Annotated in this window: 13 protein-coding genes; 10 read left to right on the top strand and 3 right to left on the bottom strand. The window is 69.7% G+C overall.

Annotated elements, in window-relative coordinates:
* Positions 1–28: 28 nt before the first annotated feature.
* A complete protein-coding gene (locus ABZ348_RS27120; RefSeq protein WP_358937336.1) occupies positions 29–580 on the top strand; it encodes a TetR/AcrR family transcriptional regulator in 552 nt (183 codons plus the stop codon).
* Positions 577–2,115, top strand: a complete 1,539-nt coding sequence (locus ABZ348_RS27115) for an MFS transporter (RefSeq protein ID WP_358937334.1) — start codon at positions 577–579, stop codon at positions 2,113–2,115. Before ABZ348_RS27120 ends, ABZ348_RS27115 begins: the two co-directional genes overlap by 4 nt.
* Before the next feature lie 253 nt (positions 2,116–2,368).
* On the opposite strand, the gene ABZ348_RS27110 is transcribed toward ABZ348_RS27115, so the two are convergent.
* The gene (locus ABZ348_RS27110; protein ID WP_358937332.1) at positions 2,369–3,058 is read right to left on the bottom strand and encodes a lysophospholipid acyltransferase family protein; all 690 of its coding nucleotides are present in this window, start codon (positions 3,056–3,058) and stop codon (positions 2,369–2,371) included.
* Between the two features lie 266 nt (positions 3,059–3,324).
* Here ABZ348_RS27110 and ABZ348_RS27105 point away from each other — a divergent pair, with 266 nt between their 5' ends.
* The 3 genes from ABZ348_RS27105 (at position 3,325) to ABZ348_RS27095 (ending at position 5,711) form a co-directional block, all read left to right on the top strand.
* Positions 3,325–4,536 carry a glycerophosphodiester phosphodiesterase gene (locus tag ABZ348_RS27105; protein ID WP_358937330.1) on the top strand — a complete coding sequence of 404 codons (1,212 nt, stop codon included), beginning with the start codon at positions 3,325–3,327 and terminating at the stop codon, positions 4,534–4,536.
* Positions 4,537–4,605: 69 nt separating this feature from the next.
* Positions 4,606–5,148: a sigma-70 family RNA polymerase sigma factor gene (locus ABZ348_RS27100; RefSeq protein WP_358937328.1), complete on the top strand. Its 543-nt coding sequence runs from the start codon at positions 4,606–4,608 to the stop codon at positions 5,146–5,148.
* Between the two features lie 59 nt (positions 5,149–5,207).
* Entirely contained in the window at positions 5,208–5,711 is a 504-nt protein-coding gene (locus ABZ348_RS27095; RefSeq protein WP_358937326.1) for a GNAT family N-acetyltransferase, read from the top strand.
* Positions 5,712–5,719: 8 nt separating this feature from the next.
* Here the strand turns inward: ABZ348_RS27095 and ABZ348_RS27090 are convergent, their stop codons facing one another.
* A complete protein-coding gene (locus tag ABZ348_RS27090) occupies positions 5,720–6,127 on the bottom strand; it encodes a hypothetical protein (RefSeq protein ID WP_358937491.1) in 408 nt (135 codons plus the stop codon).
* An 80-nt stretch (positions 6,128–6,207) separates the two neighbouring features.
* Positions 6,208–6,567 (bottom strand): hypothetical protein, encoded by a 360-nt coding sequence (locus ABZ348_RS27085; RefSeq protein ID WP_358937324.1) that lies wholly within the window; start codon positions 6,565–6,567, stop codon positions 6,208–6,210.
* 589 nt (positions 6,568–7,156) lie between these two features.
* Between ABZ348_RS27085 and ABZ348_RS27080 the strand changes: the two genes are divergently transcribed.
* From ABZ348_RS27080 to cbiE, 5 genes are all read left to right on the top strand, one after another.
* Positions 7,157–8,224: an ATP-binding cassette domain-containing protein gene (locus tag ABZ348_RS27080; RefSeq protein WP_358937322.1), complete on the top strand. Its 1,068-nt coding sequence runs from the start codon at positions 7,157–7,159 to the stop codon at positions 8,222–8,224.
* Positions 8,221–8,994 carry a methionine ABC transporter permease gene (locus tag ABZ348_RS27075; protein ID WP_358937320.1) on the top strand — a complete coding sequence of 258 codons (774 nt, stop codon included), beginning with the start codon at positions 8,221–8,223 and terminating at the stop codon, positions 8,992–8,994. Before ABZ348_RS27080 ends, ABZ348_RS27075 begins: the two co-directional genes overlap by 4 nt.
* Before the next feature lie 60 nt (positions 8,995–9,054).
* On the top strand, positions 9,055–9,891 hold the full coding sequence (locus tag ABZ348_RS27070) for a MetQ/NlpA family ABC transporter substrate-binding protein (protein WP_358937318.1): 837 nt from the start codon (positions 9,055–9,057) through the stop codon (positions 9,889–9,891).
* 360 nt (positions 9,892–10,251) lie between these two features.
* Complete coding sequence (locus tag ABZ348_RS27065; protein ID WP_358937316.1) at positions 10,252–10,887, top strand: GNAT family N-acetyltransferase; 636 nt, start codon at positions 10,252–10,254, stop codon at positions 10,885–10,887.
* Between the two features lie 307 nt (positions 10,888–11,194).
* Positions 11,195–12,478 (top strand): precorrin-6y C5,15-methyltransferase (decarboxylating) subunit CbiE, encoded by a 1,284-nt coding sequence (cbiE, locus tag ABZ348_RS27060; RefSeq protein ID WP_358937314.1) that lies wholly within the window; start codon positions 11,195–11,197, stop codon positions 12,476–12,478.
* The last annotated feature ends 317 nt before the right edge of the window (positions 12,479–12,795 follow it).

The raw sequence follows: 12,795 nt of genomic DNA, 5'->3' as shown, positions 1-12,795 counted from the left end.
GATGTCTCATGTGGGTTATGGTTGTCTCATGACAGTTGACCGTGAGCAGGTCCTGCGGACCGCAGCCGCCCTCCTCTCCCGCAAGGCCACCGCGACCATGGACGAGGTCGCGAAGGCCGCCGGCATCGGCCGTGCCACCCTCCACCGGCACTTCGCCGGCCGGGACTCCCTGGTGCGTGCGCTGGAGGACTTCGGCATCCGCGAGTTCGAAACGGCACTGGACGAGGCCCGGCTCGACGAGGGAGGCGCACGCGATGCGCTGCGCCGACTCATCGCCGAGACCGAGTCCAACGCCGCCCTGCTCGGCTTCCTCTTCTCGGAGAACCAGCTCTTCGAGGACGAGGTCAACGAAGGCTGGAACCGGCTGGACGCCAGGGTGTCCGCCCTCTTCCAGCGCGGACAGGAAGAGGGCGACTTCCGCATCGACCTGACCGCCGCCTGGCTGACCGAGGCGCTGTACGGACTGGTCGGCTCCGGAGCCTGGGCCGTCCAGTCGGGCCGGGTCGCCGGCAAGGACTACCAATTCATGATCGCCGAGCTACTGCTCGGCGGTGTCACCCGACGGAGCGTGGAGAAGTGAACGGCACCGACCAACTGACGAAGGAGACCGTACGGGCCCCGGGCCGCTGGATCGCCCTGGCCGTACTGGTGCTGGCCGTGCTGCTGGTCGCGGTCGACGCCACCGTGCTCGGACTCGCCACACCGTTCCTGAGCGAGGACCTCAAGCCCTCCGGCACCGAACTGCTGTGGATCGGCGACGTCTACTCGTTCATCATCGCGGGACTGCTGATCTCGATGGGCAGCCTCGGTGACCGCATCGGCCGCAAGAAGCTGCTGCTTACGGGTGCCGTGGCCTTCGGTGCGGTGTCGGTGCTCAACGCGTACGCCACCAGCCCCGAAATGATGATCGTGGCGCGGGCGCTGCTCGGTGTCGCCGGCGCCACCCTGATGCCGTCCACGCTCGCCCTGATCCGCAACCTCTTCCACGACCCGAAGGAACGCAGCATCGCCGTCGGCATCTGGGGTGCCGCCGCCTCGGCGGGCGCCGCGGTCGGGCCCGTCGTCGGTGGTTTCCTGCTGGAGCACTTCTGGTGGGGCTCGGTCTTCCTGATCAACCTGCCCGTCATGGCGGTCCTGGTGGTCGTGGGAATCAAGCTGCTGCCCGAATCCCGCAACCCGAACCCGGGCCCGTGGGACCTGCTCAGCGTCGCCCTCTCGCTGGTGGGCATGGTCGCGATCGTCTACGCGATCAAGGAGATGGCGGTCCACGGGATCGGTACGCTCTCGGCCGCCGCCGCGGTCGTCGGCATCGGCGCGCTGTACTGGTTCGTCCGCAGGCAGTTGACCCTGGAGTCCCCCCTGCTGAACGTGCGGCTCTTCCACAACCGGGGCTTCTCCGGAGCGGTCCTCGCCGATCTGCTGACCATCCTCGGCCTGTCCGGACTGGTCTTCTTCCTCTCCCAGTTCCTGCAACTGGTCCAGGGACGCTCGCCCCTGGAGGCGGGACTCATCGAACTGCCCGCGGCGGTCGGCGCGGTGATGGCGGGTCTGCTCGCCGGCTACCTCGCCCGCCGGGCGTCCGTGCGCAGCGCTGTATCGGGTGGACTGACGGCCGTCGGTCTGGCACTGGCGTCCTGCACCCTGCTGACCGCGGAGACCGGTCCGCTCTCCATGGGCCTCGCACTGTTCCTCGGAGGTCTCGGCGCGGGCCTCGCCTTCACCGTCACCGCCGACGTCATCCTCTCCAGCGTCCCCAAGGAGCAGGCCGGTGCCGCGTCCGCGGTCTCCGAGACGGCGTACGAACTCGGTGCCGCCCTCGGCATCGCCCTGCTCGGCTCGATCGTGACCGGCGTCTACCGAGGCTTCACGGTCCCGGAAGGGGTGCCGTCCGGGGTGGCCGACGCCGCCCGTGACTCGCTGGGCGGGGCGGCGCAGGCCGTCGAGACGCTCCCCGATGAGCAGAGCGCGGCCCTGCTCGCCTCGGCGCAGAACGCCTTCGCGGACGGTTTCCACGTCGCCGGAGCGGTCGGTTCGGTGGTGCTGCTGATCACCGCGGTCGCCGCCTGGTTCCTGCTGAAGGGCCAGCGCCTGGAGGACGGCGTGGAGCACCCGTAGGGCCCTTCTTTCGGATCTTGCTGGGCTCGCGTGCCCTGGCACCGCGCCTCGCCGCGTTGTCGTCAATCACCAATGCTCCGCAGTGATTCATTCCTCCGCCTTGCGATCCACGGCACCAGACCCCGCTCCCTGATCCAGCCTGATCCAAAAGAAAGACCCTAGTCGGCCGTGCCCACCCGGCGGGCCCGCACACGGCGCGAGGGCCGACCCCACTGGTGAGATCCAGGGGTCGGCCCTCGCGCGTGGTGGTCCGTCAGGCGGCCTTGGCCTTCGTCGCATACATGTCGACGTACTCCTGGCCCGAGAGCCGCATCACCTCGGTCATCACCGAGTCCGTGACCGCCCGCAGGACGTAGCGGTCGCGGTCCATGCCCTCGTACCGGGAGAACTCCATGGGCTTGCCGAACCGGATCGTCACCCGGCCGGGCCTGGGCAGGCCCGCGCCGCCCGGCTGGAGCTTGTCCGTGCCGATGACCGCGAACGGCACCACCGGAGCCCCCGTCATCAGGGTGAGTCGGGCGATTCCGGTGCGCCCCCGGTACAGCCGTCCGTCAGGAGAGCGCGTGCCCTCGGGATAGATCCCGAAGACCCTCCCCTCCTCCAGCACCCTGCGGCCCGTCATCAGGGCCGCCACTCCGCCATTGGCCCCGTCCCGGTCCACCGGGATCATGCCGACGCCGATGAAGAACCACGCCATCACCCGGCCCTTGAGACCTTTCCCAGTGACGTACTCGTCCTTGCCGATGAAGTAGACGGGCCGAGAGCACACCAGGGGCAGGATCATCGAGTCGATGAACGTGAGGTGGTTGCCCGCCAGAATGACGGGACCGGACCCGGGAATGCTCTCCACTCCCTCCACGCGGGGACGGAACATCAGGCGCAGGATCGGTCCTAGGACGGCCTTGATGAGGGTCAAGCGGGACAACGGGTCCTCCGGTGTCATGAAGGGACGGCAGCGGTCGGCGGCCTGGGCGAGACCCTGTCGGACCTCTCCCGATCCGCCGTGGTCTGCGCAGGTGAGGACGATACTCGCGCCAAACGCCCGATCGCACATCGGGTTCACGGATCAGATACTCACTGTTGATGTGTGTTGGCGCTCCGTTCGCCCGTGGTCCTCCTGCGGGAAGTGATGACTTCCTAGCGTCGACAGCGCCGAAACCCGCACGGAACACCTTTCGAGAAGGCCGTGCGCATCCAGGGAGGAATCCGATGACCAAGGCAGCACACGGCCCGGCCAGCGAGCCGGGGCGGCGCACCGTCCTGGGCGCGGCGGTGCTCTCCACCACGGCGTTCGGCGTGGCCGCCGCCACCCCCGCCGCGGCCACGCCCCGCGACCCCAGACCACCCCGCCCGACCGGCTCGTACCGCACCCTGCCGCATCCCACCGTGATCGCCCACCGCGGCGCGAGCGGCTACCGACCCGAACACACCATGGGCGCCTACCGACTCGCCCTGGACATGGGTGCACACGTCATCGAGCAGGACCTGGTGCCCACCAAGGACGGCCATCTGGTCTGCCGCCACGAGAACGACATCACCGGGACGACGGACGTGGCGGACCGTACGGAGTTCGCCGGCCGCAGGACGACCAAGACCATCGACGGCACCCGGCTCACCGGCTGGTTCACCGAGGACTTCACGCTCGCCGAACTGAAGACGCTGAGGGCCAAGGAGCGCATCCCCCGAAACCGCCCGGACAACACGCTCTACGACGGTCGCTGGGCGATCCCCACCTTCGACGAGGTGCTGCGCTGGGCGAACGACGAGGGGCGCCGCCGGGACCGTCCGGTGTGGCTGCACATCGAGACCAAACACCCCACCTACTTCCGCCGACTGGGCCTCGGGCTCGAAGAACGGCTCGCCCGGCTGCTGCGCCGCCATGGGCGCGACGGTCGGGACGCTCCCGTGTTCCTCCAGTCCTTCGAGCCCGACAGCATGCGACGGATGGCCCGGCTTGTCTCGGCGCCCCGGGTAGTGCTGCTGTCCGGGCCGACCAGCAGGCCCTGGGATTTCGTCGTCGGAGGCGATCCGCGGACGGTCGCCGATCTGGTCGAGCCCGAGGGCCTGGCGTGGTTGGCCTCCTTCGCCCAGGGCATCGGGCCCACGCTCGACCTCGTCATCCCCAAGGACGCGAACGGCGAGCTCGGCGAGCCGACCGCCCTGGTGCGGGACGCGCACCGCCGCGGCCTCCTGGTCCACCCGTACACCCTGCGGAACGAGAACGTCTTCCTACCGGCCGACTTCCGGCGCGACGACGGCGGTGCCAACGCCGGGGCCGATGGGTACGGAGACGTCTTCGGCGCCTATCGGCGCTACTTCGCCACCGGCATCGACGGCATCTTCACCGACCACCCGGACACGGGCCTGCTGGCCGCCGAAGCCCACCGCGACGGTCGCCGTCGACCGGGCCGTCAGGACTGACGCCTCCCGTACGGGTGACAGGGCCGCTCCCGGGCAACCGTCCTCGTACGGGCGGGTGTCCCGCTCCACATGACGCCCCGCACGCACCCCGTCGCCTCCGCCGTTGCCGCCCTGCTCCCCCTGGTGCGCGCCGAGGCGACGGCGGAGGCTCCCGCCGCAGGCATGGAGGCGGCCGACCTCGAACAGACGGTCTGGCTGAGGTTGTTCGAGACCTGGGGGAGGGGCGGCCCACCTGCGGAACCGGCCCGCTGGGTGCGGTCCGTGGTGCGTGCCCAGGCGCGTCGATCCCGTCGGACCGCACGGAGGGAGCGTCCCATCGGCGGTCGGGTGCCGGAGCCGGAGGACGACGTCGGCCATGGACCCGAGGGGGCGCTGCTCATGGCCGAGCGGCGTCGGGCGGTGTGGGCGGCCCTGGAGCGCACCCCGGGCGACTGCCCCCGGCTATTGGCTGCGATGTTGTCGCCGAATGACCTTACTTACCGGGAAATCGCAGGAGAGTTGGGTATCTCACAGGGAAGTCTAGGACCGATGCGTTCCCGTTGCCTGGGATGTCTGCGCAGAATGCTCGCTGTGGAGGTTGGAGCTCCTGCCCGTGGGGGAAAGGAGCGGTAGACAACGGCCGGCGATCGGCTGACAACTGCCCTGGACGGGTGAGCAGGAGGCATGTGCACATGGGCATGAGCGTGACGATCTCAGCGGCGAGAGCCCAGGACGCGGAGCACATTCTCAAGCTTCAGTACCTCTGCTACCAGAGCGAGGCTGAGCTGTACGGCGATTACGCGATCGAGCCCCTCACCCAGTCCCTGGACGGTCTGCGCGCCGAGTTGGCCGAGGGGCACGCCCTCGTGGCCCGCCTCGGGGACGAGGTCGTCGCCTCCGTGCGCGGCCGTGTCGACGAGGACGGCACCGCCCGGATCGCCAAGCTGATCGTCCACCCCCGGATGCAACGCCACGGGCTGGGGGGACGGCTCCTGGATGCGATCGAGGACCACTTCGCCACCGAACCGGCCGCCCAACGCTTCCAGCTGTTCACCGGGCACCGCAGCGAGGGCAACCTCCGGCTCTACCGCAGCCGCGGCTACGTCCCGGTCGCCCGCGAGCAGGTCGGACCCAGGCTCACCCTGGTCACCCTGGAGAAGGGCGCGTCGGAGCTGGGCTATGTGACCAGCGCCTGAGAGGAGACTCAGCCTTCGGGACGCTCAGCCTTCGGCCGCTGATCCCGTGCGCGGCGCAGCCAGAGCATTCCGGTCACCGGCAACAGGACCGGGATGAAGACGTAGCCCATGCCGTACGCGGACCAGACGGTGGAGTCGGGGAAGGCCGATGGCTCCACCACGGTCCACGTGCCCACGATCAGCACTCCGGCCAGTTCGGCGGCACAACACACCAGGGCCGCCCTGCGCGCCCTGTCACCACCCCGTACGAGTGTGTACGTGATGAACGCGTAGACCACGGCGGCCACGGCCGAGAGCGAATGCGCCAGCGGTGCCGTGTCGAAGCGGACGAGGATCTCGTAGACGGAACGCGACACCGCGCCCACCGACATCACGCCGTACAACCACACCAACAGCACTCCGGGGCCGGCGACCAGTCTGGTCCTGGCCCCGGGCTGCTGTCGGTCGTGCGCGGAGCGCTCCGCCTGCGGCTTCGCCGCCACGGGCTCGGACACCGTCAGCCTCCCCAGATGTCGTAGAGCCGCACTTGCAGCACGGCGAGCACCACTGCACCCGCTGCGACGGTCGCCGAACCCCAGCGGGTCCGTTCCGTGAGCGAGAGGAAACCGGCGGCGGGCACCGCCGTGAACGCGCCGATCAGATAGACGACGAAGGTCACCGTGCCGTCCCGTGCGTCCTCGCCCCGGGCCAGTTGGACCACACCCACGATCAGTTGGATCAGGGCCAGTGCGGTCACCACGGCCATGCCGATGAAGTGCCAGTCCTTGGTGGGCTGATCGCGGTAGGCCGCGTAGCCGCACCAGGCGGCGAGGGCGAGCGCGGTCACGGCGACCACGACCGTCAGGGCGTCAAGCATGCCCACGAGCGTATTACGGCTGCCAGGGCCCCTCGCGCGCGACCCCGTACGAGGTCAGGTCCCTCGCGTCCGCGGTGGGGAGCCGGCGGCCCCATCGTGGCCTTGACCACAGTGGGGCACCGGGGACGCTCTCCGGGCAAACCGGCGACGAGCGTGATTTTCGCAGGTCACAGCGGTATCTGGGGTCCATTTCCCAGGAGTGGGCCCGTAGCCGCCCCCATATCGCAGCCGTCCGCTATTCGGACGGCGCTCTTTGCTTGCTGGAACCATCTGGTTTACTGACCGACATGACCACGACGAGCAGCCGCATCCTTGCGACCGAGGCGCACCCGACGCCCGGTGCTCGTTGTCTGTGTCGAATGTGCGCCTTCTGAGGGCCCCCGCTCTGCCTCGCGCCCCGAAGTGAGATCGCGCAGCCGTCCGTTCGCCTGATCGGATCGCCGCTGCCACCGCGCACGCACCGAACCCCTTCACGCCCCGGAGCCGCCGAGCGCGCCCCGGAAGAAGACCGTGCCGCGTTCCGAAGAACACCCCACCCGAAGACGAACGCCCCGTGCCGGCGCGCCCCCGTGCCGTGCACTCGACAGTGATGGACATCCCAGTGATCACCACCACGGGCCTCACCAAGGTCTACCGCTCGCGAGGACGCGAGGTCACCGCCCTGGACGGCGTCGACCTACACGTCGCTGAAGGCGAGGTGTACGGCGTCATCGGCCAGAGCGGCGCCGGCAAGTCCTCCCTCATCCGCTGCGTCAACCTGCTGGAGCGCCCCACGGCCGGCACCGTCACCGTGAACGGGCGGGACCTCACCGCCCTCGCCGGTCGCGGCCCCCGCGCAGGCAAGGAACTGCGCACCGCCCGCAGCCGCATCGGCATGGTCTTCCAGCACTTCAACCTCGTCTCCTCGCGTTCCGTCCGCGACAACGTCGAACTGCCGTTGGAGATCCTTGGACTCTCCCGGCGGGAGCGCACCCGCAAGGCCCTCGAACTCCTGGACCTGGTGGGCCTCGCGGACAAGGCCAAGTCCTATCCGAGCCAACTCTCCGGCGGTCAGAAGCAGCGCGTCGGCATCGCGCGGGCCCTCGCCGGAGACCCCGACGTGCTCCTCTCGGACGAGGCCACCAGCGCGCTCGACCCCGAGACGACGCGGTCCATCCTGCACCTCCTGCGCGACCTCAACCGCCGCCTGGGCCTGACGGTCCTGCTCATCACGCACGAGATGGACGTCGTCAAGACCGTCTGCGACTCGGCCGCGCTGATGGAGAACGGACGCATTGTCGAGTCCGGCACGGTCAGCGAACTGCTGGCCACGCCCGGCTCGCAACTCGCAGCCGCGCTCTTCCCCGTCGGAGGGGACGCCTCCGGCCCCGACCGCACCGTCGTCGACGTCACCTTCCACGGTGACGCCGCAACCCGGCCGGTGATCTCACAGCTCTCGCGCACCTACAACATCGACATCTCGATCCTCGGCGCGGCAATGGACACCGTCGCGGGCCGGCAGGTCGGCCGGATGCGCATCGAGTTGCCCGGCCGGTTCGAGGAGAACGTCGTACCGATCGGATTCCTGCGGGAGCAGGGACTCCAGGTCGAGATCGCCGAGCCCGCCCGTGGCTCCGACGCTCTCACCTCCGATGCCCTCAAGGAAGGTGCCAAGTGACCTGGTCCGAGATGCAGCCGCTGCTGTTGGAGGCCTGTTGGGACACCCTCTACATGGTCGGCTGGTCCACCGTGATCGCGGTCGTCGTCGGGCTGCCGCTCGGGATCGTGCTGGTCCTCACCGATCGCGGCCAACTCCTCGGCAACGCCTTCGCCAACAAGGTCATCGGCCAGATCGCGAACGTCACCCGCTCGATGCCCTTCATCGTGCTCATGGTGGCGCTGATGCCCTTCACCAAGGCGATCACCGGGACCACCATCGGCCGCGAGGGCGCGATCGTCCCCCTGGCCATCGGCGCCATCCCCTTCTTCGCCCGGCTGGTGGAGACCTCCGTACGCGAGGTGGACCACGGACTCGTCGAGGCCGTCCAGTCGATGGGCGGCAGCACGTGGGACGTCGTGCGCAAGGTCCTCGTGCCCGAGTCGTTGCCGTCCTTGATCTCCAGCGCCACCACCACCGTCGTCGCCCTCATCGGCTACTCCGCCATGGCGGGCACGGTCGGTGCGGGTGGACTCGGTGACATCGCCGTCCGCTACGGCTACCAGCGCTTCGAGACGGAACTGATGTGGATCACGGTGGCGATCCTCGCCGTGGTCATCTCCCTCATCCAGTTCGCCGGCGACTACGCGGCCCGCAGCCTGCACCGACGCGGACGCAGCACTTCGGCGCCCCGGATGCGGCTCCTGCGCCACGACGCCACCGCACCCGTCGGCCAGATCACCCCGGTCGTCGTCACCAAGGCCGCGCCCCGGCCGGACAAGACCCTCTAGACCCCCCGATGACCCCTCGGGGTCGTACCACCGCACCACCCATGGAGAAAGGCACTTTTCGTGCGTAACACCGCCAAGATCACCACTGCTGTCCTCGCTGTCGGAGCCCTCACCCTCGGGCTCTCCGCCTGCGGCTCCGATTCCGACTCCGACACCAAGTCCGCGTCGCCGGGCGGCACGCTCGTCGTCGCCGCCAGCGCCGTTCCGCACGCCCAGATCCTCGGCTTCGTCAAGGACAACCTGGCCGCCGATGCGGGCCTCAAGCTTGAGGTCAAGGAGTTCACCGACTACGTGACGCCGAACACGGCGACCCAGAGCGGTGAGGTGGGTGCCAACTTCTTCCAGCACAAGCCGTACCTGGACGACTTCAACAAGAAGAACAAGACCACGATCGCGCCCGTCGTCACGGTCCACCTGGAGCCGCTCGGCCTCTACTCCAACAAGGTCAAGGAGCTCGCGGACCTCAAGGACGGCGCGACCGTTGCGCTGCCCAACGACACCACCAACGAGGCCCGCGCGCTCAAGCTGCTCGACCAGAACGGCCTGATCAAGCTGAAGGCGGGCGCCGGCAACGACGCCACGCCCAAGGATATCGCCGAGAACCCGAAGAAGATCCAGTTCAAGGAGTTGGAGGCGGCCCAGGTGCCGCGCTCGCTCGATGACGTGGATGCCGCCGTGATCAACGGCAACTACGCGGTCGAGGCGAAGCTCAGCCCCAAGGACGACTCGCTCGTCCTCGAAGCCGCCGAGGGCAACCCCTACGGCAACTTCCTCGCCGTCAAGGAAGGCAACGAGAAGGACCCGCAGGTGGTGAAGCTCGTCAAGCTGCTGAACTCGCCCGAGGTGAAGAAGTTCATCCAGGACGAGTACGACGGCTCGGTCATACCCGCGTTCTAAGCGGCCCCGCCTCCTCCGCTGCACCCCGTGGCCCCCGTCCGTACGTCGTGAACGTACGGACGGGGGCCGCAGGACTTCCCGGGCGGGCGGCCGGTGGTACGGGGCAGGTAGAGAAATCCCGCCGGGGGCCGGAGCGTCCAGGGGAGCGCCGGTCGCCCGACGCCCTCGCTCGTCCGTGCCGGTCCTCGAAGTCAGCGACAGGGCGCCCCACTTGGGGGTACGCGGTCCCACAGCCGGGCTCACCGCCGCGAGCGGCACCCTGTGGTGCGGTCCGACGTGTCCATGCTGCATCCTTGACACTTCGGCAGACCCCTGGTTCTGGTACCCGGATCCAGCAGGCCCCTGGCTACGGAGCGGCGCATGACTACCACCTTTCCGGACGTGTCCATCAGCACGGAGCGACTGGTGCTGCGCCCCTTCGAGGAGGCGGACGTCCCCGCGTACACCGAGATGATGAACGACGAACTCGTCGCCGCATGGACCTCGGCGCCCCTCCCGTACACCGGCGACGACGCCCGCGACTGGGTCCGCAGGATCGCTCCTGCACAGCGCACCGGCGGTGGCGGCATCGCCCTCGCGGTCACCGAGTTCCTCACTCAACGGCTCGTCGGCACGATCCGGCTCCGCAACACCAACTGGCACACCCTCGCCACCGAGATCTCCTACGTCACGGCCCCCTGGGCCCGTGGCGAGGGGTACGCCACCGAATCCGTGCTGGCCGTCGCCAAATGGCTCTTCCGGGACCAGAAGTTCGAACGCATGGAACTGCGCACCCCTGCCGACAACACCGCGTCCCAACAGGTCGCACAGAAGGTCGGCGGCATCAGCGAGGGAGTGTTGCGCAACGCCTGGATAGCCCGGTCCCAGACCGAGGCCGGGGACTGGATGGACATGCGCACCGACCTGATCGTCTGGAGCCTGTTGCCCGAAGACCTGGAAGGCGGCTCGGACCAGTTGGCGGAGTTCGGCTATGCGTCCTTCACCGAGCTGAACTGACACACGCTCCCCGAGGGCGGGCCACTGCGCCGGCCGTCCCTATGTGTTCGCGGTGTGTTCGCGCTGTGGTCGCGATCCGCGCGGGCACGGCTCAGGGCACGTCGGTCAAGGGCCACCATCACGGGGTGACGGCACACCCCACCAGCCCGCGCAAGGGCGGAACCCGGCCGTGCAACGCCCGTGCTCCAAGGCGCCGGCAGTTGAGCCGGTCCAGCCCCGGCCCGAGCCAGGTACTGTCACTCTGCCCCCGCGCGTCCGCGCGGCTCTCGGGCGACCACCACCTGCGACGACACCAGGAGCTCATGAGATGGCCGACCGTGTCACGGTGATCGGTTGGGACGGCTCGCCCCTCACCGCCACGGCCACCTCCGCACTGACGGCCGCCACCCTGGTCGCCGGTGCGGCACACCATCTGGCGCTGCCCGAAGTGCCGGCCGACGCCGAACGCATCCGCCTCGGCAGCATCGACCTCGCCGCCCGCCGGATCGCTGGCCACCGCGGCACCGCCGTGGTGCTCGCCGACGGAGACCCGGGCTTCTTCGGGGTCGTCCGCACGCTGCGCGCCCCCGAGCACGGCCTGGAGGTCGAGGTCGTCCCCGCGGTCTCGTCCGTCGCCGCCGCCTTCGCCCGCGCCGGAATGCCCTGGGACGACGCCCAGATCGTCGTCGCCCACCCCCGCACCCTCCGACGTGCCGTCAACGTCTGTCGGGCGCATCCCAAGGTCGCCGTGCTGACGTCCCCCGGGGCCGGCCCCAGTGAGTTGGCCCTCCTCCTCGAAGGCGTCCACCGCACCTTCGTCATCTGCGAGGAACTGGGCACCGAGCGCGAACAGGTCACCGTGCTCACCTCCGATAAGGCCGCCGACCACATGTGGCGTGACCCCAACGTCGTGATCGTCATCGGCGGGTCCGGGGTCCGCCCCGCTCCGACGGCAGCATGGATCGCCGGCCGGGAGGCCGGACACCCCGTGGGCGTACGCGGCTGGGCGCTGCCCACCGACTCCTACGGCGAGGGTCGTCCTCCGCGCGGCGTCGACGAGCGGGGCGGACGGACCGCTGCCCTCGAAGAAGCGCTGTCACGGGCCGAAGGCGAGTCCGAGGAGTTGCGCGCGCTGCAACTGGCCCGCATCGGCCCCCGGGTCGGCGACCTCGTCTGGGACGTCGGATCGGGTTCCGGAGCCTTCGCCGTCGACGCCGCCAGGCTGGGTGCGGCGGTGATCGCCGTCGACGCCGAAGTGGACGCGTGCGCCCGCACCGACGCCGCCGCCCGCCGTGCCGCCGTACAACTCCACGTGGTGCACGGCCGCGCCCCGCACGTCCTGGAGCGGCTGCCCGAACCCGATGTCGTACGGGTGGGGGGCGGGGGAGCGGCCGTGGTCGCCGCCTGCGCCGACCGCCGCCCCGAACGCATCGTCGCCCACGCCTCCACCCGCGACGAGGCGGAGGCCGTCGGCGCCGCGCTCAGCGCCGGTGGATACGCCGTCGAGTGCGCCCTGCTGCAATCCGTCCGACTCGACCCCGGCGACTGGGAGGAGCGCGAGCGGACCGTCGTCTTCCTGCTCTCGGGGAGGGCACCCGACCGCGCCCCGTGAACCCGGTCCGGGAGGTCGCCAGGTAGGCTGGCCGACCGTTGTACTGCGCCCCGGGCGTTTCGTCGCTTCGTCGACAATGTCCGGGAACACCGGAAGAATAGTGTCGCTTTGACTCCGGTATGTGGTACGTCGTGGACCGGGGGAAGCGCAACGTGGCGCAGCCCACAGCCGACCGTGGCGGGATCTGACTGCCCTGGTGGCGAACGGCCGCGAGAATACTGGGAGTCCGGTAGGCGATCGTGCCGCGTGGCGCACGCGCTCGTTCTTGTTGGCGGGCGTCACGTGTCCCGAGATCGGGCGTCCGGGCTACGGGCGAA

The organism is Streptomyces sp. NPDC005963, from assembly GCF_040638655.1.
Classification (GTDB): Bacteria; Actinomycetota; Actinomycetes; order Streptomycetales; family Streptomycetaceae; genus Streptomyces.
The sequence above is the reverse complement of the archived record's forward strand: the minus strand, read 5'-3'. Positions and strand labels throughout refer to the sequence as shown.